This window comes from Bradyrhizobium sp. LB14.3 (genome assembly GCF_040547985.1).
Taxonomy (GTDB): Bacteria; Pseudomonadota; Alphaproteobacteria; order Rhizobiales; family Xanthobacteraceae; genus Bradyrhizobium.
Genome location: NZ_JBEPQT010000042.1, coordinates 1 through 21190, shown reverse-complemented (window position 1 = coordinate 21190; position 21190 = coordinate 1). Strand labels below are relative to the sequence as shown.

18 protein-coding genes and 5 pseudogenes are annotated in these 21190 nt (G+C 59.6%); 16 read left to right on the top strand and 7 right to left on the bottom strand.

Annotated features, from left to right (window positions below; all coding sequences use genetic code 11):
- Positions 1–80 precede the first annotated feature (80 nt).
- The 7 genes from ABIB00_RS36235 (at position 81) to ABIB00_RS36205 (ending at position 5358) form a co-directional block, all read left to right on the top strand.
- The gene (locus ABIB00_RS36235) at positions 81–1523 is read left to right on the top strand and encodes a CoA-binding protein (protein ID WP_354107669.1); all 1443 of its coding nucleotides are present in this window, start codon (positions 81–83) and stop codon (positions 1521–1523) included.
- A gap of 496 nt (positions 1524–2019) precedes the next feature.
- Positions 2020–2316: an IS4/Tn5 family transposase DNA-binding protein gene (locus ABIB00_RS36230; RefSeq protein ID WP_354107668.1), complete on the top strand. Its 297-nt coding sequence runs from the start codon at positions 2020–2022 to the stop codon at positions 2314–2316.
- Between the two features lie 305 nt (positions 2317–2621).
- Positions 2622–2903, top strand: a complete 282-nt coding sequence (locus tag ABIB00_RS36225) for a hypothetical protein (protein ID WP_354107667.1) — start codon at positions 2622–2624, stop codon at positions 2901–2903.
- Between the two features lie 949 nt (positions 2904–3852).
- Positions 3853–4125: a helix-turn-helix domain-containing protein gene (locus tag ABIB00_RS36220; protein ID WP_354107666.1), complete on the top strand. Its 273-nt coding sequence runs from the start codon at positions 3853–3855 to the stop codon at positions 4123–4125.
- 25 nt (positions 4126–4150) lie between these two features.
- On the top strand, positions 4151–4498 hold the full coding sequence (locus tag ABIB00_RS36215; RefSeq protein WP_354107665.1) for a transposase: 348 nt from the start codon (positions 4151–4153) through the stop codon (positions 4496–4498).
- A gap of 136 nt (positions 4499–4634) precedes the next feature.
- A complete protein-coding gene (locus tag ABIB00_RS36210) occupies positions 4635–4994 on the top strand; it encodes a Mu transposase domain-containing protein (protein WP_354107664.1) in 360 nt (119 codons plus the stop codon).
- A gap of 37 nt (positions 4995–5031) precedes the next feature.
- On the top strand, positions 5032–5358 hold the full coding sequence (locus tag ABIB00_RS36205; RefSeq protein WP_354107663.1) for a hypothetical protein: 327 nt from the start codon (positions 5032–5034) through the stop codon (positions 5356–5358).
- Positions 5359–5523: 165 nt separating this feature from the next.
- Here the strand turns inward: ABIB00_RS36205 and ABIB00_RS36200 are convergent, their stop codons facing one another.
- Positions 5524–6324: an SDR family NAD(P)-dependent oxidoreductase gene (locus ABIB00_RS36200; RefSeq protein ID WP_354107662.1), complete on the bottom strand. Its 801-nt coding sequence runs from the start codon at positions 6322–6324 to the stop codon at positions 5524–5526.
- 730 nt (positions 6325–7054) lie between these two features.
- Here ABIB00_RS36200 and ABIB00_RS36195 point away from each other — a divergent pair.
- Both ABIB00_RS36195 and ABIB00_RS36190 read left to right on the top strand, forming a co-directional pair.
- Positions 7055–7275 (top strand): annotated as a pseudogene (locus tag ABIB00_RS36195) (transposase); the annotation flags it as partial.
- A gap of 377 nt (positions 7276–7652) precedes the next feature.
- Positions 7653–9287, top strand: coding sequence for a class I adenylate-forming enzyme family protein (locus tag ABIB00_RS36190; RefSeq protein WP_354107661.1), 1635 nt, complete (start codon positions 7653–7655; stop codon positions 9285–9287).
- 263 nt (positions 9288–9550) lie between these two features.
- Here the strand turns inward: ABIB00_RS36190 and tnpC (ABIB00_RS36185) are convergent.
- Positions 9551–11005, bottom strand: a pseudogene (gene tnpC, locus ABIB00_RS36185) (IS66 family transposase); the annotation flags it as partial.
- Positions 11006–11249: 244 nt separating this feature from the next.
- Between tnpC (ABIB00_RS36185) and istA the strand changes: the two are divergent.
- Positions 11250–12793 (top strand): annotated as a pseudogene (gene istA / locus ABIB00_RS36180) (IS21 family transposase).
- Between the two features lie 15 nt (positions 12794–12808).
- Positions 12809–13551, top strand: a pseudogene (gene istB / locus ABIB00_RS36175) (IS21-like element helper ATPase IstB).
- Positions 13552–13874: 323 nt separating this feature from the next.
- Here istB and tnpB (ABIB00_RS36170) read toward each other — a convergent pair.
- From tnpB (ABIB00_RS36170) to ABIB00_RS36155, 4 genes are all read right to left on the bottom strand, one after another.
- Positions 13875–14231 carry an IS66 family insertion sequence element accessory protein TnpB gene (gene tnpB, locus ABIB00_RS36170; RefSeq protein ID WP_247295361.1) on the bottom strand — a complete coding sequence of 119 codons (357 nt, stop codon included), beginning with the start codon at positions 14229–14231 and terminating at the stop codon, positions 13875–13877.
- Positions 14228–14656 carry an IS66-like element accessory protein TnpA gene (gene tnpA, locus ABIB00_RS36165; RefSeq protein ID WP_247767787.1) on the bottom strand — a complete coding sequence of 143 codons (429 nt, stop codon included), beginning with the start codon at positions 14654–14656 and terminating at the stop codon, positions 14228–14230. The genes tnpB (ABIB00_RS36170) and tnpA (ABIB00_RS36165) overlap by 4 nt, the downstream gene beginning before the upstream one ends.
- Before the next feature lie 40 nt (positions 14657–14696).
- The gene (locus tag ABIB00_RS36160; RefSeq protein WP_354107660.1) at positions 14697–15023 is read right to left on the bottom strand and encodes a hypothetical protein; all 327 of its coding nucleotides are present in this window, start codon (positions 15021–15023) and stop codon (positions 14697–14699) included.
- Positions 15024–15240: 217 nt separating this feature from the next.
- Positions 15241–16299 carry a PLP-dependent aminotransferase family protein gene (locus tag ABIB00_RS36155; RefSeq protein ID WP_502917935.1) on the bottom strand — a complete coding sequence of 353 codons (1059 nt, stop codon included), beginning with the start codon at positions 16297–16299 and terminating at the stop codon, positions 15241–15243.
- 798 nt (positions 16300–17097) lie between these two features.
- Here ABIB00_RS36155 and ABIB00_RS36150 point away from each other — a divergent pair.
- Positions 17098–17571 (top strand): hypothetical protein, encoded by a 474-nt coding sequence (locus tag ABIB00_RS36150; protein WP_354107658.1) that lies wholly within the window; start codon positions 17098–17100, stop codon positions 17569–17571.
- 192 nt (positions 17572–17763) lie between these two features.
- On the opposite strand, the gene ABIB00_RS36145 is transcribed toward ABIB00_RS36150, so the two are convergent.
- Positions 17764–18078, bottom strand: coding sequence for a transposase (locus ABIB00_RS36145; RefSeq protein WP_502917933.1), 315 nt, complete (start codon positions 18076–18078; stop codon positions 17764–17766).
- Positions 18079–18167: 89 nt separating this feature from the next.
- On the opposite strand from ABIB00_RS36145, the gene tnpA (ABIB00_RS36140) reads away from it, so the two are divergent.
- From tnpA (ABIB00_RS36140) to ABIB00_RS36125, 4 genes and pseudogenes are all read left to right on the top strand, one after another.
- A complete protein-coding gene (gene tnpA, locus ABIB00_RS36140) occupies positions 18168–18590 on the top strand; it encodes an IS66-like element accessory protein TnpA (RefSeq protein WP_354107656.1) in 423 nt (140 codons plus the stop codon).
- The gene (gene tnpB / locus ABIB00_RS36135; protein WP_354107655.1) at positions 18584–18937 is read left to right on the top strand and encodes an IS66 family insertion sequence element accessory protein TnpB; all 354 of its coding nucleotides are present in this window, start codon (positions 18584–18586) and stop codon (positions 18935–18937) included. Before tnpA (ABIB00_RS36140) ends, tnpB (ABIB00_RS36135) begins: the two co-directional genes overlap by 7 nt.
- A 19-nt stretch (positions 18938–18956) precedes the next feature.
- Positions 18957–20528 (top strand): annotated as a pseudogene (gene tnpC / locus ABIB00_RS36130) (IS66 family transposase).
- Positions 20525–21091 (top strand): plasmid pRiA4b ORF-3 family protein, encoded by a 567-nt coding sequence (locus ABIB00_RS36125; RefSeq protein ID WP_354107654.1) that lies wholly within the window; start codon positions 20525–20527, stop codon positions 21089–21091. Before tnpC (ABIB00_RS36130) ends, ABIB00_RS36125 begins: the two are co-directional and overlap by 4 nt.
- The last annotated feature ends 99 nt before the right edge of the window (positions 21092–21190 follow it).

Here is a 21190-nt window from a genome sequence, read left to right as displayed (position 1 = left end):
ACAGATGCGTAAGCGGCTTGAATCTAGCTGGCACATTCATTGCCAAGGCAAGCGACAACACTCAGTGAGAGGAGGGCCGAATGCACTCAGTCGCGCGACCTTGGGGTAGGACGAGAACAGCCAATCACAAAATGAGCCTTCGATGCCTCTTCGAGCCGAAGGGGCTTGCCGTGATTGGTGCTTCGCCCAAACCGAGCCTCGCAAAAACCATCCTTGGCAACGTTGTATCCTTCGGCTTTGACGGAAATATCGCCGCCGTCAACCCGAGCTACACTATGGTTGATGACGTGAACTGTTACAGGTCCGTTTCAGACGTTCCGTTTCAGGTGGATTTGGCCGTGTTATGCGTTCGAGCAGAAAACATTCTCCCGCTTCTGGAGGAATGTAAGCGAAACTCAGTGCCTGCCGTACAGATCATTTCGAGTGGCTTCGCGGAACTTGACACCGAGGAAGGCCGCATTAGGCAGCAGGAGCTTCGGCGCTGGGCAGAAGATTCGGCGACAACGATCGTTATCGGGCCTAACACATTCGGTGTCATTAATTTGCATCGTTCGTTAGTTGCAGTTGGAGACAGCAAGATCGCCAGGGTCGCCCCTGGGGGCGTTAGTGGCGTGCTTCAGAGCGGACAAATGGTGAGTGTCATGCACCCACTAATGAGGAGAGGGGTTGGCATCAGCAAAATCGCGACCACTGGCAACGAAGTCAGCGTAACGACTGCCGAACTAATCAGTTTCTTCGCTGACGATCCGCAAACTGAAATAATCATCAGTTATTGTGAAGGCATCAAGGATCCAAAACGCTTCACTCTTGCCTGCACGCGCGCTCAGGAGAAAGGCAAGCCGATCATTATGTTGCACGTCGGCGCTCATCCTGAGGTGCGAAAGGCGATTAGCCGACATACAGCGACAGAAGCCGCGAACAGCTATGAATGGGAGATCGACCTGCTGCGCGACCTGCGTGTAATTACAGTTGACTCGGCGGAGGACTTAATCGAGACCGTAGTTGCCTTCCAGGTATGTCGCAAGCCACGGGGCAATCGCTTAGCTTTTGCAAGTTTTTCGGGTGGGATGGGCAATATTGTTGCCGACTTAATTCTCTCAACACCAGGCCTGAAGCTCGTTTCGTTCTCCAGTCAATTGCGCGAACGACTGGGGGAAGTGCTCCCGAAGTTCGCCAATTGCGTTAATCCGCTAGATTTGAGCGCTCAAGCCGCTTTTGATTCTGAGGCCCTAAGTCGTTGCACGCAGGTACTCGGAGAGAGTGGTGAAATTGACCTCCTTCTGTGGGGCAGGGACTTGCCCACCAGCATCGAAGATGATTCTCCGCTTGGCCGCTCTCTCAAAGCACTCATGGTAAAGCACCCCGAAGTAGTTGTTATCCCAGTCTCGCAGATGAATGGGCTCTGTCACGACGACCAGATTGATCGAGGCCCGCCCACATTCGCCGGCGGGGCGCTCTTACAAGGTACGGCGGTTTCGGTTCGAGCTGTTGGTAGGGCGATCGAATGGCATGCGTCCGGCTGAAGACCACCGGCCGGATGAGCTGCAAATTTGTACTCGTGGTGCTGGACGCCATAGGACCGACGGCGGCTGTTGGACAGGAGCGCAAAGCGCTGCGATGAAGGCCACGTTGCATGTCGCAGGTATTGAGATTGAACTCGATGGCATCACGATCCGAGTCGGCCGGAGCGCGGATGCGAGGACGATCGCAGCCATCGTCCAAGCGCTGAAGGCAAGCCGTCGATCGGCTCCTCCGGAACGGTTCGCGTGATGATGGTTAGCAACCGAGGCGACTTCCGGAGGGGAGTTACCCTCCGGTGAAGCTTTCAATTACCCACATCTAGTCGAGTGGGCTGAGGGAGCGCACAAACTATTGCATCGCAGGAATCGACCGTGATTCCTTGTCTGGCACCGATTCGCAGGGGGCGGTGCCAATGGACGAAGAAGCCGACGCATGGTTTGATCGCGAGTTCGCTGGCTGCAGCTTGCCGACGAGCGCCTGAACAAGCGGCTCCGCAAAGTGGTAGCGCAGATCGGGAGCGCCATGGGCCAAAGCATTCCGCTGGTGTGCCAAGACTGGGCCAACGCCAAGGCAGCTTATCGGTTTTTCTCCAACGACCGGGTCAGTGAGGCGGACATTCTGGCTGGTCAATCGACGCGTGAGCGCACGATTGCCGCCGACGGTCCTGTTCTAGTGCTCCATGATACGACCGAGTTCAGCTATCAAAGAGAGAACTCAGACGCGATCGGGATCACGAAGAGCATAACCAGCGGCCGGGACAAGGCAGGAAGCCTGAGTAGTCGAGCCTGGCGGTGATGACCGAAGGGCTGCCGCTTGGACTGACGGCCCTCAAATTCTGAGCAAGAAATTCAAGGGGACCGCCGCGCTTAAGAAGTAGATCAATCGGACGCGCGTTCCCATCGAGAAGAAGGAGAGCATTCGGTGGCTGGACAATACCGGCAATCCACAGAGCTGCTGGGCGATCGGGGACGGTGCGTTCATGTTGGTGATCGCGAGAGCGACATCTGTTCTGGGCGGCTCGAGAAGCTCGAACGCATTTCGTGATCGGTACTTGCGTTGACCGTTTGGCTGGGCACGGAGATCACACGATCGGCGACGAAATGGACGAGGTCGCCGTCAAAGGACGGCATCGCATCGACGTCAGAGACAATAACGGCAATCTCGATCAAGCCATCCTCGAAATCAGATATCGCAGGGTTCGCGTGTTGCCGACGATCGGAAAGCAGAAACGCTATCCGGCGCTGACCTTGACGGTAATACATGCCGCAGAGCGCGCGACGCCGAAGAACAGAAAGAAAATAGAGTGGAAGCTGATCACCGATCTGCCTGTTGGCTCCCGCACGGACCCTATCGAGAAGCTCGAATGGTATGCCTTGAGATGAAAATCGAAGTCTCACAAGATCTTTAGATCGGGCTGCAAAGCTGAGGACGCGAAGCTCCGGACCGCCCAGCGTCTGACCAATCTGATCTCGGTCTTTTGCATCCTGAGTTGGCAGGTCTTCTGGATCACGATGCTCAATCGCTCAGCTCCAGGGGCACTGGGAAATCGTCCTGCTCGATCGCCTCGTGAATGACAAACCTCAAGCTCTACGGAAACTCTTTTCACATTATCTGACCAAGATCCGCCAGACTGGGTGGCTATCTCGCCCACGCCAACAATCCTCCGCCCGGCAACATGGTCATGTGGCGCGAGTTATCGCGCCTGACCGACATCGCGCAGGCGTCATGGTCGGCACAGAAATTGTGGGTAATTGAAAGCTGGTGAGGGCCGCCTTCCCAGATGGCTTCCGACCGTGAGATGGCTTGCTCATTAATTTGCTAGCAAATGAGCAAACGTGACATCCCGGTTTCAGTTCGTTCCGGTCCAGAGTGGCGCAGGCGGTGGACCACTGCGCAGAAGCGTCGGATCCTCGAACCGATTCTGGCGCCAACAGCCAGTTGTCGATATTGCTCGACGCGATGATGTTCACGACAATTTGCTAACGGTTTGGTGCGGCGGCAGCGCGCACCGGCGTCCTCGCTTGTGGGCCTGAGCCGATGCCGCGGCAGAAAGAGGAAGTCGTTTTGTGGCAGTCTCCATTGCCCCAGACCGTCAACCGTCAACGCGCCCTCCGTGACCTGCGGCACAATCCAGATTGCGGATTCCGGTTTAGTCCGGCCGGGTATTCCGACTTGAAGCCGGCCAACGTTCCGCTTTGAACCCGGCTACGATTCCGAAATGAAACCGGCCGGCGTTCCGATTGGAAGCCGGCCGGATCTTTGGAAGTCGGCGTTTTCGTTTGGGTCAATCCCTCAGCCATCAAGTCCCTCGTTGATCAACGAGGGAAGCTGATGCCGGCCAAGAGAGAACTGACCATGCGACAGATACGACAGATGCTGCGGCTTGCCCGTGATGGGGTGAGCGCCCGGGAGATCGGTCGCACGCTCGGGCTGGCGCGCAGCACAATCCAGGACATTCTCGAGCGTGCCTCGACTGCCGGGCTGGCGCCGCCTTTGGCGGGCAATCTGACCGACGCCGTTCTTGAACAACGCCTGTTTGCCCATGCCGGCGTCAGGCGCCTTCCGCCGGCGCCGGGAGCCGGATTGGGCCTCGCTGGCCTGTGAGCTGAAGCGGCCTGGCGTCAATCTGATGGTGCTGTGGGAGGAGTACCGGGCCGTCCACCCGGAAGGTTATGGCTATAGCCGGTTCTGCAATTTATTCCGGGAGGTCGAGCGGCGGCTGTCTCCGACCATGCGGCAGGAACATCCGGCCGGCGACAAGGTATTTGTCGATTGCTCCGGCAAGAAGATCATGATCGTTGATCGCGCAACAGGGGTTGTGCGCCACGCGGAGATCTTCGTCCCCGTCCTTGGCGCCTCGAATTACACCTACGCCGAGGCGAGCTGGACGCAGACACTTCCGGACTGGATTGAGGCCCATGTCCGGATGTCGGGCTCTTTGGCGGGGTGCCCCGTCTCGTCCTCCCTGACAATCTGAAGTCCGGCGTGCACCGGGCTTCGTTCTACGACCCTGAAATCAATCGCAGCTACGGGATGATGGCGTCCCATTACGGCATTGGCATCCTTCCGGCACGGCCAAGAAAGCCCCGGGAATTGCGAAAGTGGAGGCCGGAGTGCGTTTTGCCCAGACCTATATCCTCGGGCCGCTTCGCCGGCAGACCTTCTTCTCCCTGGCGGAGGCGAACGCGGCAATCACCGCCGCGCTGGAACGCATCAACGCCCACGTCATGCGCTGGATCAGCGTCAGCCGCCGACAATTGTCCGAGACCGTCCAGAGGCCTGTTCTGGCGCCGTTGCCGGCTGCCGACTATCACTGTGCAGAATGGCTCCTGGGCCACGTCTCGCTCGATTATCACGTCGAGGTCGACGGCTTCTTTTACTCCGTTCCACACGGCCTGATCCGGGAGCAGGTGGATGTTCGCGCCACCACCCGGACCGTCGAGTTGTTCCATCGGGGTTTGCGCGACCTTTGAAGTTGATCTGGCATGGCGCCCAGGACGCCTGCTATTCATGAAGCGCCTCGAACGCAGGCGCTTCAATTGGCCGAGCGGTGCAGACGGCTTGGTGACGATCTCAACCGCGCAACTCGCTCATTTGGCTATCCGGCGTCGACTGGCGGCACCCGCAGCAGACCGGAAAACGACGTCCGTCGGGCAATGCTTTTGGCTCGCGAATGGCGAGGGACCTGATTCCATCACCAGCGTGACCGCGCCTGAATCGCTTCCCACCGATCTTGCTGCCGCGCATGCGTCGATCCTTGCCGAGCGCGCCGCGCGCCTGGAAGCGGCCGCGACGAGTGCCAAGACGGAGGCTGCCAGCGCGCAAGCGGATCGGTAAAGCACTGAAGCTCTGACCAGTCATGACAAATGCGAACTCAGCAAAGATTGCCTGAAGAACTATCTGCCGCGCCTGGTGAAGCGTCTTTAGCTAGTTCTTCGATTGTGGGGGGCGGCTGACGCGTCAATACTCACGTGATGGGTTCTCAAGGTACTCTGATAGTGCTCAATCCTTGGCAAACAAACTGCTCAGATGTAAGCCGGCATCTGTACGAACGCATTCTCCAGTCATGTTGCTCGATGCTGGACTTGCGAGGAAGCAGACGAGTTGAGCAATATCCTCGGCAGTTGAGGCGACTTTGAGCGGCACACGCGCCACCACGGCTTCGCGCATCTGCCGGGCGCCAGCGTTACCACGGCCCTTCGTGAACCAGGGCGTATCGATGTAGCCGGGACAAACGGTATTGACGCGAATGGAAGGTGCCAACGCGCGTGCGAGCGTTGGTGTGAGCGCGTTGAGCGCTCCCTTGCTAGCTGAGTACGCGATAGATGAGCCGTCACCATTGATGCCTGCGATCGAAGAGACGTTCACCACAGCGGCCGCCCGTCCGCTCGCCTTGGCGCCGGCCTGAAGCAACGAGCGTGCCGCACGGATCATCTGGTACGGCCCGATAGCATTGACCGCATAGATCCGCTGGAAGTCCTCCGCCGAGAGTCCATCGAGATCGTTATGCGGCACATGTTTTGTTGTTCCAGCATTGTTAACGAGCAAGTCGAGCCGCCCCCAAGGCGCGGCAGCCGCGACAATCTTTCTGCAATCATCATCGCGAGAAACGTCTCCTTGGACCACCACGACCTCGGCAGCGCCAGCAATGCGGCAAGCTTGCGCTGTGGCCTCGGCCTCCTTCTGGCTCTTGGAATAGTTGACCACGATGTGCGCCCCGCCCTTGGCCAAGAGGCCCGCAGTCGCCGCTCCAAGCCCCGACGCTGAGCCCGTCACTATCGCACAGACCGCATTCATTGACATCGTTCATTCTCCTTTGTTCAAGCCGTATGTTACAGTGGCAGCTTATTGCGGGGAGCAACTCGCACAAGTCCATAGTACTGAACCAAATATAGTCCGCTGCGCCGCTTCCGGTCCGAACCGGATCGCGCGTGCAACGCCGCATTTCGACGTGGCGCAGTTGGATGTGCTCCACGGCCGCACTGGCCGCGTAGCCTCGAGCGGGCTGCGCAATCTGCTCCGTGGTCGCGCGCACATGAGGGTTAAGTTCCACCTCATTCCCCCCACCTGGAATGAACACCTCAGAAATGCTCGTTTTCTCCTTCTGAGAGCTTACCTGCCTCCGCTAGTCTATAAAGGTAATTAAGTTTCGAATGACTGCCGTCTACCCACTTCTTGGATTTCCGAGCGCAGACAGCGTCCGCCCATTGCGTTTAGGTTGATCGAACGAGACGTGGGGCTCTCGACAGTGCCGCTGCGAACCTTGCAGCCGCAATCCTCATCCAAGCAATCGGCGTGCCGTTTGCCCAACGCGTGCGAGGCTCGCGTGAAGCTAGAAAACAGCTGGAGCAGGCTCTTCGATCGTCCGCTGGATCGTCGGACTGATGACATAGCCGTGACGAAGCCGACACGGTTGGAACGACAATTCGCGGTACGGTGCTCGTTATAGACGATACGAAGAAGAACGGTGACCTCGCCCCGCGGGCTCAATCTAGTTTGAAGTTCGCTCTGGCCCAAAGACGAGGACCAGAGCATGAAGCGCAATCGTTTTACTGAAGAGCGGATCATCGGGATCTTGAAGGAACACGAGGTCGGGAGTTCGGGGGCCGATCTGGACAGCATCTACAAATAGAAGGCCAAGTTCGGCGGGAATGGACGTCTCCGAGCCCAAAGCGGCTGAGAACGTTGGAGGACGAGAACACCAAGCTGAAGCGGCTCCTGGGCTCCGCGCCCGCTCCCACCGCCCAAATGCAACGGTAAGGGCGAACTCAAAACTGAACAAAACTTTGGGGCAAGGTCAACGGGAAACGGTTGCCAACTGTTTGTCCAAATAGCTGATACGGGCTGTCCATCAGATCAGGTAGTACATCGATATCCATGAATAACGTAGAACCAGCTAGTATCCTCCGTCAATTGGTGCCTGAGCTCATCAGAGAGGACAGAGTCTGCAATGGTAAGCGCCGATCAATGAGCAGTTGGGGGTTCCCGCGAATGCAAGGTGAACAAGCCGCTGGACTTAGGAGAGACATCGGCGGCTTCGCCAAGAATCTGCAATGCAAGTATTGTCGCCGCCCGCCCCTCCTGTTGTCTCCCGAATGTAAAGGTCCACAATGATGTCCCCTGCGAGTTTGATGACCAGGCAGCTGAAAGGGCTTGTCGCAAATGCATTACTCAAAGTCGAGGCGGTGGAATCCACGTATGAGACCATCACAATCGGCGAACTGATTTCGATGCGGGCAAAAACGCACGGATCAACCATAGCGATCGATGTCTTCGAGCGCGGGGAACGCGCGACCTACATGGAGATGGACCGATCATCTAACAAATATGCGCATGCGTTGCGTGCAATAGGCGTGCGCAAAGGGGATCGTATCGGAGTGATGCTTCCCAATCGCATCGAGTTTCCGATTCTGTGGTTCGCGATTGCGAAGCTTGGTGCGGTCATGGTTCCGATCAACATGCGATATACGCGAAGAGAGATTGAATATGTTCTTAGCGATACACAGGCCAATTTCGCCGTCGTAGACGAACAGGTATGGTCAATATTCTCGTCGATGGAGCCTTGGCCCCCAAACCTCGCCAAGGGGAGGGTAATTCTTGCGGGACAGCCTTCGTGCGGAAGACCCATTACAATTGCTGAATTGCTCGAGCGCGTCGACGACTCCTTGGTAGAGGAGGATGTCGGCCCTGATGATCTGTTGAACATTCAATATACTTCAGGGACAACAGGCTTTCCAAAAGGGTGCATGTTGACCCATGACTATTGGGCCGTATTTTCTTGCCAAGGAATGTGTTGGGATGACGGCGCCTATCAAAGGTATTTGTCTGCGCAGCCATTCTTCTATGTCGATCCGCCGGCGCATCTTCTGAGATCGTATCGACAGGGTGGCACGCTCTACCTAGCTCCTCGACTCAGCGCGACACAGTTCATGCGCTGGGTCAAGCAGCATCGAATCGAGTGGTGCCAGATTCCCGAGCTGATAGCGCGCGAAGCCGAGGCCGCCAACGAAGACGGGGCTACTTGCCTTAAGCAAATTCTGAATTGGGGCTGGAGCCCTGACACAGTGCGCCAATTCCGGAAACGGTTTCGAGTACGGACCGAGGAAGCGTACGGAATGACCGAGATCGGTTTCGCCACACGAATGACTAACCAGCTGGACGAGTTAAGCAGCTCGGGTTCAGTCGGGATACGCGCGCCATTTCGGGCGCTGCGGCTAATGAACGAGGATGGCAGTTCCACTAAAACTGGCGAAGTCGGTGAACTGTGGGTCACTGGTCGTGGGATCCTCAAGGGCTACTGGAACAAGCCGGAAGCGAATGCTGCCTCGTTTGAAGGCGAATGGTTTAAGACTGGTGATCTGATGCGTCGCGATGAGCTTGGTTTTTATTGGCTGGTGGGGCGCACCAAGGACATGATCCGCCGCTCGAGCGAGAACATCGCCGCGCGAGAGGTTGAGGCGGTGATTCGCGAAATTCCGGAGATTGCAGACGTAGCCGCGGTGCCGGTTCGGGATCTGAAGCGCGGAGAGGAAGTCAAAATTGTCGTCGAATTGAGAGGGGGCATCGCATTAGACAGCATGGCCATAGAGCGCATTGTTAATCATGCCCGTGCGCGCCTTGCGGCGTTTAAGGTGCCTCGATACATCGTCTTTACGCAGATGCTTCCTAGAGCCACCTCCAGCAATAAAGTGCTCAAACGTGAGCTGATGGCCGTCGGTGATCCGCTTGCTGGGGCTTATGACACCAAAGAGAAGCGTTGGTTGTGAACCGATTCACATCGTTGTTCTCGCACGTGCGCACGTCTAGTTGTCGCTTGAAGCGGAGCCGGAGTTTCCACGATCAGACCAACCGCCTTCTAGCGCGAGCGCTTCTATGTCCATTGCCGCATCAGCGTCTTCACATGCCGACGGCCGATACTGCACCCATCCGCAGCCAGCAGCCCTCGCGACCTACGAGAGCCGGCAAAAGGGAACTCCAGATGCAGCTCTCGACCGTAAGCCTCGTTCTCAGGCACGGCTATGAGCGATTGCGCGCGATAGTTCCGGGGAAGCAGCTGATCGATTTCGCTGTTTGGGTGACCGTTGACGATCCTGGTGAGCGCGTCAGTCAGGAAGGCAAGGGGATCGACGTCGTTCAGCTTACAAGTTTCTACCAGGGATGCGATGATGGCCCAGTGCTCGGCGCCGCCGTCGGAGCCAGCGAACAGTGCATTTTTCCGGTTGAGTGCGATCGGACGGATCGAGCGCTCGACGGCGTTGTTGTCGAGCTCGATACGGCCATCATCGATGAAGCGCGTCAGGCCCTCCCAGCGTGAGAGCGCATAGCGGATTGCGTCTGCCAATTTGCCCTTTTGACTGATCAGCGCAAGCGTGGCGCGGAGCCACCGTTCGAACGCTTCCACCAGCGGTCGGCGTTTCTGTTGCCGAACGAGACGGCGCCCCTCGGCGCTGCGGCCACGGATGTCCTTCTCGACGGCATAGAGCTCGGCGATTTGCTTGAGCGCCTCGCTCGCAATGGGCGCCGGACCGGGTGTGGCAAGCTCGTAGAAGTTACGCCGCATGTGCGACCAGCAGAATGCAAGCCGAACATCGCCACGCTCGGCGAGCTTGCCATAGCCGGCATAGCCGTCGACCTGCAGAATCCCCTTGAAGCCTGCCAGATGAGCGATCGGTCGATCGGCTTTGCGATCGGGGGCATAGACATAGGCGACGCCGGGCGGATCTGCGCCGCCTCGCGGCCGGTCGTCCGCAGCATAGGTCCAGAGCTGACCGGTCTTGGTGCGCCCACGGCCGAGATCGAGCACCGGCATCGTCGTCTCGTCGGCGAACAGCTTTGGCCGTTGCTTAAGCTTGCCTAGGAGGCGCTCATGCAACGGACGCAGATGGAAGGCCGCCTGCCCCACCCAGTCCGCCAACGTTGAACGATCGAGCTCAATGCGCTGGCGGGCATAGATCTGCGCTTGCCGATAGAGCGGCAGGTGATCGGCATATTTTGACACCAGAACCTGTGCGACGGTTGCTTCCGTTGGCAGTCCGCCCTCGATCAGCCGAGCCGGAGCTGGCGCCTGCATGACGCCATCCTCGCAAACCCGGCAGGCGTATTTGGGCCGCCGGGTCACGAGGATCCGGAACTGCGCCGGGACCAGGTCCAGCCGCTCGCTTCTATCCTCGCCGATCCGATGTAACTCGCCTTGGCAGCAGGGACAGGTCCTGTCCTCGATGTCGACGATGACCTCGATCCGCGGCAGGTGCGCCGGCAAGGCGCCACGGTTGCCCCGGCGCTTGCGAGCTCGCGCATCACGGCCTTCAGGTGCACTGATGTCCTGTGCCGTCTCGCCGTACGCTGTGACTTGCTCGACGTCTTCCAGGCCCAGCAGCATCTGGTCTTCAGGCAGCGTCTCTGCCCGTCGGCCAAACCGATGCCGCTGCAATTCCTTGATGATCTGACGCAGCCGCTCGCTCTCGCACCGCTCGGCGAGCAGCATCGCTTTCAGCGTCTCCGGATCGTCAGGCAGGACGTCGCTCACAGCCAAATCAGAGCATATTCGCCGCCATCTTGGGTGTTCCAGCCGATCGTGATCACCCATTCCAGAGCATCGTGATCATCGTTTCCAGCCGATCGTGATCGCTATTTCCAGCGATCATGATCGGGGGCAACGGGGAGGCGCGCACCGCTGACAGTCTGCAACCCGGCTACCTTGGTCTTTTGCCCAACCGCAGAGGATCGAGATGCCGACAGAGAGACTGTCCATGCGCCACATTCGTGAAGTTCTACGCCTGCACTACAGCGTCGGCATGTCGCAACGCGCCGTTGCCCGCAGCCTCGGCTTGGCCCAAGGCACGGTCAGCAAGTACCTCAACCGCGCCCGCCGCGCCGGCCTGACCTGGCCGTTGCGGCCAGAGCTGGATGACGATGTCCGGCTCGAGAACCGCCTGTATCCGCCACCCTCTGATCGGCCCAGCGAGGAACGTCCGCAGCCGGATTGGGCGCTCGTGCATCGCGAGCTGCGGCGCCCGAACGTCACGCTGATGCTGTTGTGGGAGGAGTATTGCGACGCAAGCTCCGACAGCTTCAGCTACTCATGGTTCTGCGAACGCTACAAGGAATGGCCCGGCCGCCTCAAGCCGACCCTGCGCCAGGTCCATGTCGCCGGCGAGAAACTGTTCGTCGACTATTCCGGCCACACGATGGAGGTGGTTGACGGGCTCACGGGTGAGGTACGCAGCACGCAGATCTTCGTCGCCGTGCTCGGCGCCTCGAACTACACCTACGCCGAGGCCAGCCTCAGCCAGAGCCTGCCGGACTGGATCGCCTCGCACGTTCGGGCCTTTGCCTTTTTCGGCGGCGTGGCCCGGCAGACGGTGAGCGACAATCTGAAGGCCGGTATCACCCGGGCTTGCTTCCACGAGCCGATGGTCAACCGGACCTATGCCGATCTCGCCCGCCATTACCGCACCGCCATCGTTCCAGCGCGGCCGTATCGGCCGCGCGACAAAGCCAAGGTCGAAGTCGGGGTCCAAATCGTCGGGCGATGGATTCTGGCACGCTTGCGCAACCGCCGCTTCTTTTCGTTTCGCTCGCCGCCCTCAACGAGGCGATCCACGCGCTCCTTGTCGAACTGAACGATCGACCGTTGCGCAGCTGGGGACGAAGTCGCCGCGACCTGTTCGAGGAGCTCGATCGTCCGGCGCTGACCCCTTTGCCGGATGAGCCGTACGAGTACGCCGAGTGGAAGCGCTGCCGGGTCAACCTCGATTATCACATCGAGATCGCCAAGCATTACTACAGCGTCCCTCACAACCTCGTTCATCAGGAGGTTGAGGCCCGCATCACCCAAAAGACCGTCGAGATATTTCTCCGCGGCAAGCGGGTGGCCTCGCATCTGCGCAGCACCTTGCCACATCGCCCGACCACGATTCCCGAGCATATGCCGAGCTCACATCGCCGCTATCGCGACTGGACCCTTGAGCGCATTCGTTCGGAAGCCGCCAAAGTCGGTCCCGATGCCCAGACGCTGATCGACGTCATCCTGCGATCGCGGCCACATCCGGAACAGGGCTTCCGCTCGGCCATCGGCATTCTCGGGCTGGTCAAGCGCTACGGCCAGGAACGCGTCGATGCCGCTTGTGCCCGGGCGCTGCTGCTCAACGCCCGGTCGTACAAATCGGTCGCTGCCATCCTCAAGAACGGCACCGACAGAACCGCGCCTCCCGCCGAGGAGGCGCCCATCCTCTTCCACACCAACATCCGTGGCCGCAGCTATTACAATTGATCAGGAGAGATCAGCATGCTCATTCACCCCACCGTCGATCGCTTGCGCGCACTCGGCCTCGCCGCCATGGCGGATGGCCTCACTGAACTGCAGAACAATCCCGAGGCGGCCGAGATGCCGCACGCCGATTGGCTCGGCCTCCTCGTCGATCGCGAGGTCACCGCCCGCGACAACCGCCGCCTCACGCGCCGCTTGACCAGTGCCAAGCTCCGTCAAGCCGCCACCATCGAGAACGTCGATTATCGCACCGCCCGTGGTCTCGATCGTTCGCTCTTCCAGAACCTCGTCACCTGTCAATGGATCCGTGACAGCAACCACCTGGTCATTGTCGGCCCAACCGGCACCGGCAAGTCCTGGCTTGCCTGCGCGCTCGGCACAAGGCCTGCCGCGACGGCTTTTCCGTCCTCTACAAGCGAACATCCCGCCTGTTCGCCGATCTCGCCCAGGCGCGCGGCGAAGGCCGTCTGGCGCGCCTGATCGCTGCCCTGGAGCGCGTCAATCTCCTCATCCTCGACGACTGGGGACCCGAACCGCTCACCGCCGACCAGCGCCGTGATCTGCTCGAGATCGTCGATGATCGTTACGACAAGGGATCGTTGTTGATCACTAGTCAGGTGCCCGTGTCGCAATGGCATGATGTCATTGCCGACCCCACCCTCGGCGATACGATATTGGATCGCATCATTCACAATGCTCATCGCATCGAGCTCAAGGGCGACAGTCTACGGCGTCAGGCTGGCGAAAAGAAAAAACCGTGAGCACCTCGCGCACGATCGCCCCGCCGGCCCACAGGCCCCTCCCGCGCGCGTCGCTACGTCGCTCGTGGGGCCACTCCGCGCCGCGCACGGGGCCCGCCCATGGACCGCCGGGACGATCTCCAAACCAACCCGCCAATCTTGACGAGGAGACTATTTCGAGCCCAGATGCAATCGTCAGCCGTGTTCGCCTCCGCACCTGATCGCGATCACTGGAATCCGTGATCACCATCGCCTGGAACACCTGATCACCATCCCTGGAATGCGCAGCCATCTGGCGACGCATCCGACGGTCCTGATTCACTTCGCCGCAGCGCTGCCAACAACTACCCGGGCTGCGCTGGCGCCGGCGTCCCCCGTGCCTCGTGCACAAGCCGCCAGTCGAGTCCTTCCAGCAGCGCCGACAATTGCGCTGCCGACAGGCGCATCACACCGTCCTCGATCTTCGGCCAGCGGAAGGTCCCATCCTCAAGCCTCTTGGCGAACAGGCACAGGCCCGTTCCATCCCAGAACACCAGCTTGATCCGGTCCGCCCGCTTGGCCCGGAACACATAGACAGCTCCCGAGAATGGATCTGCACCCATGCTCTCGCGCACCAGGGTCGCAAGACCCTCCATGCCCTTGCGGAAGTCTACCGGCTTGGTCGCCACCATCACCCGGACCGCACCTGACGGACCGATCACCGGCTCGCCTTCAGCGCCTGGACAATCGACGCAATCATCGCCGTATCCGCTCCACGACCGGCTCGGATCGTGATGCCGTCGACTTCAATCTCGATGATCCCGCTATCTGCCTTGCGCACCGTTTTGCGCTCCCGGTGAGCACTTGGCGCCGGTACCACTGCGTCCACCACCGCCGGCACAAACTGTACTTCGTTAGCTTCGGAATGACCGCCTGCTGCTTCTCGCAACTGACGTCGCCAGCCAAACAGCTGCTGCGGCGACAATCCATGCCGTCGAGCCACGGAACACACCGAGTCGCCACTCGCCACGATCTCCGCGACGATCCGCACCTTGTCCTCGTCGCTCCACTTCCGCCGACGACCGGCTCCGGTGAAGACCTCGAGCCGCCGCACCGGCTCCGTGATAGCAGTATGCACTGTGTCCATTCTAAGCCTAACGGTCGAAACCGAACCGCAGACTCGCAGATCACACCGTCATCCGGTAGGTGGCCGCTGAACAGCGCTTACGCTCCACGTGCTGCATGATCGCGAGATCGGCGTGCGCCACCGGCGGCGGAAGATGACACATGCTGCCGCTGCTGATGTTCGAAGCCTTCGTCTGCCTGGTGATCGGCAGCGCGTGCTCACGGTCGATCAGCTTCGCTACGCGACTGATGCTGCCGGTGAGTAAGGATACTCTGCTGGGGTTGTTAGGCGACGAACCGCCCGCGAAGGGAGCCTCTAATAGTCGCCGGCATTGACCACCTTCGCTTTTCGCAAGAACCCGGCACGGCGCCGGAATCTGACGCGGCACTATAGCGAAGGCTCCTTGCCAACTCCCGTCGCTCTCACAGCTCAACCAGACAAGTCCAACAGCAAGGGCGAACTCAAGAACTGGAATAACACCGAGGACAAGGTCACTCCTGTTCAGTCGCAATGACTCGAACGCTGATCAGCTCACGGTCTGGGGCCGTCTATCAATGATCGCATTCGATTGTCGCCGCAGCAACTACATCGGCAGCCCAAATGCATCATCTCAGAGGGTAGGGCTTTCCCGTCATTTCGGGGACTGCTTCCAGAATGCCGTCGCACAGCTGCTCTATGTCGCTGGGGTCATGATCGGATGTAATGGAAACTCTGATTCCGGCCGTCCCGTTCCCAAGCGTTGGGAAGAACGTCACTGCCGTATAGAAACGCTTCTCGAGAAGCCGTCTGGCCACTTTAGTCGCATTGGCCTTCGTGCCAACCGTGATCGTTCTAATCGGAAGTGAATTGCCTTGCTCGGCTGTTGCAAGGTGACGGTCAAAGAGGTCGATGCGTTGCGCCAGCTGCCGCTGCCGCTCCCCCAGTTCTGCGGAGCGGTGAATTTTGCACGAGCCAAGTGCTGCGCCGACGGCTGTCAGATTAGGAGGCTCTGAAAATCCACCCATAGTGGAGAACCGTGGAAACAAAGCCTCGTGGTCGCTTGTTCCGACCATCAACATGCCGCCGTATGAGCCGAATCCTTCGGCAAGCGAGCCCGCTATGCTTGTTCGATCGCCTAGCACCTTCGGAAACTGAGAGCGAGCAAGCCCTTCGCCTTGTCGTCCAAGTATCGATATACCATGAGCGTCGCTAATGTGGAGAAACAGCCCATAGCGTTCCTGAAGCCGACGCAGTTCGGTTAGGCGAGAATGGCCTGCTTCCGAGTAAATATCGTCACATACATAAGCCACTGCAGGATTGTGGCGGCACAATCGTTCGAGAGCGTCGAGGTCATTGTGGACAATGGTTCCCGCACGCGGTTCATCTCCGAAGAGCGGCCTACAAAGAAACAGAGAGCCATACGGCAAACAATCGAACACCACGATCGGCTTTCTTCCGCCTGTCAGTCGGCCCGAAGCAAGGATGCTCATCGCTGCAAAATTCGCAAGCAGGAGACTGGAGAAAAGTATTGCGTGTGCGCAGAACATCTCGGATAGAGTGTCTTCCAGCTGCTCAAGAAGATTAAAGCCGAGATACGTTCGGTCACTAGACCAATGCAATGAGCGTTGCGCCTCGATTGCTTCGAGTGCCCCAGCGACGACCAACGGATGGCTGTCGAGGCCCAAGTAAGAGCATCGTATGAAATCAACTGCTCTCTCGGGAGAGTGCGACCCCTTATGGAAAGTATTCGGCGTGTCTGGTCGCATAACGTCCATCGATGGCCATGAGATCTGTTGTATCCGCGGCATTAAAATACTGCCTAGCTTGTCTGAGCATACATGCTGTGTTCCGAAGGCGCTCTTTCACGCGGCTGCCACGACAAATTAATCGGATATCTCCATTCATTTTCAGTTTCGATCGAGCGAAGCGTTGCAGCCGTCGGTGCCGCATGAGGGACATCAGGCCAAATTCTTGGGTGATACATGCGGAGTGAACAAAATAAACCACTGGGCGCCTGCCCTGGACAGCTACTCGATCAGATAGGGCTTCCGCACAGGCCAGCCATTGTAGCGCCGCCATCAGAAGCTACTAACGTGTCAGTCTTGACCAGAGTTCGTGCAGAAGGATGGCTAGACTCTTATCAGACTATCTGCGAAGGCTGCCACAACTGTACTAAGAAATCGGCTGAAGCGAAGCAGGCGCGTAAAATGGCGGTTTCCATCACGCGCGACCGCTCTCCCGCGTCGGGATGATGAGCATCTGATGAACCGTCGGCGGCTGAGCGGCGTGGATCGTGGTTGAGTAGCTCGGCTATTCGGCTTTGCCCTCACAGATCTGGGAGGGCGGCTTTCCCAGCCGGCTCTTCCCGAGAGTTACCCGCGTCATATCGGCGCCTGTGCTCAAGTGCAAGTGATGCCTCGATTCGGTGGAAGCGTGCCGTCAAGGTCTCGAACTCCGACCACCGCCCGGCAAGACTCGCAACGATGCGCAGGGAGAACCGCCCAAACCATCTGCGGATCGTGAAGAAGAGCGTATTCGGCTATAAGATCCACACTGGAGTGGATGCAGGCCACACGATCATTCGCCGTATCCACATGAGGGACGCTTCGGTCAGCCGCGATGCGCTATCAAAGTCTGAGACCGTTACCATCGCGGCGATCGAGCAAAGCGATCCTCTCCTGGTGGAAGCTCAAGAGGTCATCACCCCCTTTCCACACGATGCGGAAGAGTGCTCACGCAGATCTCACCGATGGCTGGAACGAGCACCCGCTACTCCGGGCGACCCGAGATGGTCGGTTCATGGTGAGCACAACACGGAAGGGATACGCCTGACGCGCAAACTGACGGCGTTGCGCCAGGAGGCTTGGTTCATGCACGTGCCACTGGCCACACAGCACCAGCCGTTCCCCGCCGTTCTGCGTGGCCATTATGGCTACTATGGCAGGCCGCACAATTAGCCAGCGCTCAACAGCTTTTACCGCGAAGTACGTCGGACCGGGCTACGTTGTCTGAGACGGGAGCTAGAAAAGTCGGCGCATGGGTTGTGGCCGGAGCCGGATCAACGAGGCGTCTACCAGGGTGTGCTTAAGGATCAGCTTCTTGTCCTCCATTGCCGATTGATCTCCGCGAAGCTCTTCTCGATTAGCCCGTCACTGGCGAGTTTCCTGCCGAAACCGCCACAACCTGGTGTGATCCGGCGTCCGATCTTGCAGGCTCAGGCCGACAACGCGACGGAACGGCAACCGATCCGCGATCGCGGCTTCGAGCGCTGGATCGAACCGATTGTGCCATATCCCGGCCAGTAAGCCCCGAAGCAAAACTTCCGTCGGATAACTGCTGTTGTCGGCACCGTCACTGCCCCGCTTGCCCAGCAAGGCGCGCAACGGCGCCCAATCCCCAACAGCCTCAACCGCATCCAGCATGCTGCTTCGCGGCGCCTGAACCAGGCCATCCGCCAAGCTCATCGTAAGCGTAGCGCGGCGGCCCTTTAGATTGTCTGTGCGCGATCTTGGGAGCACCGTTAGAAGAGTCATCTTCTGCAGGGGTGCTCACAATGGACGACCATTCGGACGACATAAGACGACCGTTGTCACCGCGCATAGAAGTGTACGCCGGCGGCGGCCGGAAACAGTGGCCAGATGATTTGAAGGCGCAGATTGTCGCGGACAGTCTCGAGCCGGGCGCGATCGTAACAGATGTCGCACGTCGCCATGGCTGCCGGCCCCAGCAGGTGCATGACTGGCGGCGCCGGGCGCGTTTGGGTCAACTGGTGCTGCCAGCTGCGACGGGTGCACTGTCGTTTGTGCCGTTGGTGTCGGAATCGTCGCCATCGGCGGCTGCAGCTCCCTCCGGGGCGCCGGAAGCAGCCGTTGTGACGGTTGAGCTCCATGGGGCACGAGTTGAGGTGCGAGGGACGCCTGGACTTGCCGTGCTGAGTGATGTGTTTGTTGCGTTGCGCCGGACACGTTCATGCTGACGGCTCCCGCTAACCTCATGATTTACGTTGCGACCCGACCTGTAGACTTCAGGAAGGGCGCGGATGGTCTGGCGCTGTTGGCGAAGGAGACGCTGGGCCACGATCCGATGAAGGGCGTGGCGGTGGTCTTCCGTGCGAAGCGCGCTGATCGGGTGAAGATCGTTGTCTGGGATGGTAGTGGCCTTGTGCTGTATTGGAAGCGGCTTGAGGGCGGCGCCTTCAAGTGGCCGTCGGTCGTTGACGGCGTCATGCGAATGAACGCCGCGCAGTTGTCGGCGCTTCTGGCCGGCATGGATTGGACACGCATGCATGCGCCTCGAATCCCGCAGCCGAAAGCACTTGCGTAGGACATAAAATCTTCGCTGCATCGGGGCGCTTGATTTTCCTGATGAACTGCCGAGCGATCCAGCCGAGTTGCGTGCCTTTGCCGCGGCTCTGCTGGAGCGCTGCGCCAGACTCGAGCGGTTGCTCAAGCTTGCAAAAGATGCGCGGTTCGGTCGATCCTCGGAAAAGCTTGACGGTGATCAGCTCCAGCTTGTTCTGGAGGATATCGATCAGGCTGTCGCGGCTCTCGAAGCAGCCGAGGACCGCGCCAATCCCAAAACACGCGAGAAGAGAGCTGCCGAGCGCAGGGCCGATCGTGGCAAGCTGCCGGAGCATTTGCCGCGCATCATCGAGACCCTGATGCCCGCTGCAACCTGCTGCCCGTGCTGCGCAGGCGACCTTTTTGAGATCGGTCACGATGAGAGCCAGAGGCTGGACGTCGTACCGGCGCAGTATCGCGTCATCGTCACCCGCCGGCCCAAACTGGCCTGCCGCGCCTGTCACGGCGTCGTCCTCCAGCACGCTGCTCCCGAGCGATTGATCAGGGGAGGACTGCCGACCGAGCAGCTCGTCGCGCATGTGATCGACGCCAAGTATCATTGGCATTTGCCGCTTTACCGCCAGGCGCAGATGCTGGCGACCCACGGAATTGCCATCGATCGTTCCACGTTCGCCTTCTGGGTCGGCTATGCTGCCCAGGAGCTGAAGCCCTTGTGGCATCGCCTGCGCGAGCTTCTACTCGCCTCTCCGAAGCTCTGTGTCGATGAGACCCCGGCGCCGGTGCTGGATCCCGGGCGCGGCAGGACCAAAACCGGCTACTTCTGGGCGCTCTCGCGCGATGACAGGCCTTGGGCCGGGCCTGATCCGCCTGGGGTGGTCTATGCCTATGCGCCGGGCCGTGGGGCCATCCATGGCTTGAGGCTGCTCGAAGGCTATCGCGGCATCATCCATTGCGATGGCTATGAGGCTTACAAGACCATGACCCGAGAGACGCGTGCGGACGCGCTGTCCGGCACGCTCGCCTTCTGCTGGTCGCATCTACGGCGCCAGTTTGTGAAGATCGAGCGCGAGGCTGCGCCGGCGCCGGCTCCGGTTGCACGCGAGGCCCTCGAGCGCATCGCCCAGCTCTACGCGGTCGAGAAAGCCCTCCGCGGCCGATCTGATGCCGAGCGCCGCGCGGGCCGGCAGGCGCATGCCCGGCCGTTGGCTGCAGCCTTGAAGTAGTGGTCTGAGGCGAAGCTTGGTCACCTCGCGCAGAAGAGGGAGACGGCGAAAGCTTTACGCTATGCACTGCGTCATTGGGACGGCTTGACGCTCTACCTTGATGACGGGCGCATCGAAATGGACACCAACGCAGTCGAGCGTGCGATGCGGCCGATCAAGCTCAATGCCAAGAACGCCCTGTTCGCCGGGTGTGACGAGGGTGCTGAGAATTGGGCATTGCTGGCGTCGCTCATTGAGACCTGTAAGCTCAACGGCGTCAGCGCCGAGTATTGGCTTGCCGACGTTCTCGCAAAGCTCGTCAATGGTTGGCCGGCGGCACGGCTGGACGAACTGCTTCCCTGGGCATCCACCTATACGATGCATGCACAAGATCCGAGGCTTGCGGCATGAGCCTCAGCACGACCGCGGTCCGGATCAAGGTGACTCTCAAGGACGTGAAACCGGAGGTGATGCGATGCCTTGTCGTGCCGCTCACGCTGCGCCTTGATCGGCTGCATCTGACGCTTCAGGCGGCGTTTGGCTGGACGAATAGCCATCTCTTCGAGTTTTTGGCTGGCGAAGGACGTTGGGGTATCCCTGATCCCGATGGAGATTTTTGCCCTCAGCCTATCGATGCTCGCAAGACGCGGCTCTCCAATATCGTTCACGAGACCGGCGCGAAGACGATCCATTATCTCTACGACTTCGGCGACAGCTGGGATCACGTGATCAAGCTCGAAAAGTGGTTCGACAACACGACACCGGAGGGACTTCCCCTCTTGCTCGAGGCCGCCGGCCGTTGTCCTCCGGAAGATGTCGGCGGTGCGTCAGGCTATCCCGAATACCTCGACGCCATCCGCGACCCCAGCCATCCGGAGCACGAACAAATGCGCCTCTGGGGCCCTGAGCAGTTTGATCCCAACGTCGTCTGTCATATTGACCCCCTAAGCCGGGGGATCGGCGTCCAAAATTGACCCCCGCATTGCCTCACCCAGAATGTTACTGGACAACTTCTCGCCGATGAATGCAGCGGCGCCACCAAATTGGTTCGCTGGCCTCCATGGCGGGAAAGA

Coding starts and splice junctions, on each gene's coding strand:
- ABIB00_RS36235 (WP_354107669.1), top strand. CDS start 81: ATGCACTCAGTCGCGCGACCTTGGGGTAGGACGAGAACAGCCAATCAC.
- ABIB00_RS36225 (WP_354107667.1), top strand. CDS start 2,622: ATGGACGAGGTCGCCGTCAAAGGACGGCATCGCATCGACGTCAGAGAC.
- ABIB00_RS36220 (WP_354107666.1), top strand. CDS start 3,853: ATGCCGGCCAAGAGAGAACTGACCATGCGACAGATACGACAGATGCTG.
- ABIB00_RS36215 (WP_354107665.1), top strand. CDS start 4,151: ATGGTGCTGTGGGAGGAGTACCGGGCCGTCCACCCGGAAGGTTATGGC.
- ABIB00_RS36205 (WP_354107663.1), top strand. CDS start 5,032: ATGAAGCGCCTCGAACGCAGGCGCTTCAATTGGCCGAGCGGTGCAGAC.
- ABIB00_RS36200 (WP_354107662.1), bottom strand. CDS start 6,324: ATGTCAATGAATGCGGTCTGTGCGATAGTGACGGGCTCAGCGTCGGGG.
- ABIB00_RS36190 (WP_354107661.1), top strand. CDS start 7,653: ATGACCAGGCAGCTGAAAGGGCTTGTCGCAAATGCATTACTCAAAGTC.
- tnpA (WP_247767787.1), bottom strand. CDS start 14,656: ATGGACACAGTGCATACTGCTATCACGGAGCCGGTGCGGCGGCTCGAG.
- ABIB00_RS36150 (WP_354107658.1), top strand. CDS start 17,098: ATGCGCAGGGAGAACCGCCCAAACCATCTGCGGATCGTGAAGAAGAGC.
- ABIB00_RS36145 (WP_502917933.1), bottom strand. CDS start 18,078: ATGAGCTTGGCGGATGGCCTGGTTCAGGCGCCGCGAAGCAGCATGCTG.
- tnpA (WP_354107656.1), top strand. CDS start 18,168: ATGGACGACCATTCGGACGACATAAGACGACCGTTGTCACCGCGCATA.
- tnpB (WP_354107655.1), top strand. CDS start 18,584: ATGCTGACGGCTCCCGCTAACCTCATGATTTACGTTGCGACCCGACCT.
- ABIB00_RS36125 (WP_354107654.1), top strand. CDS start 20,525: ATGAGCCTCAGCACGACCGCGGTCCGGATCAAGGTGACTCTCAAGGAC.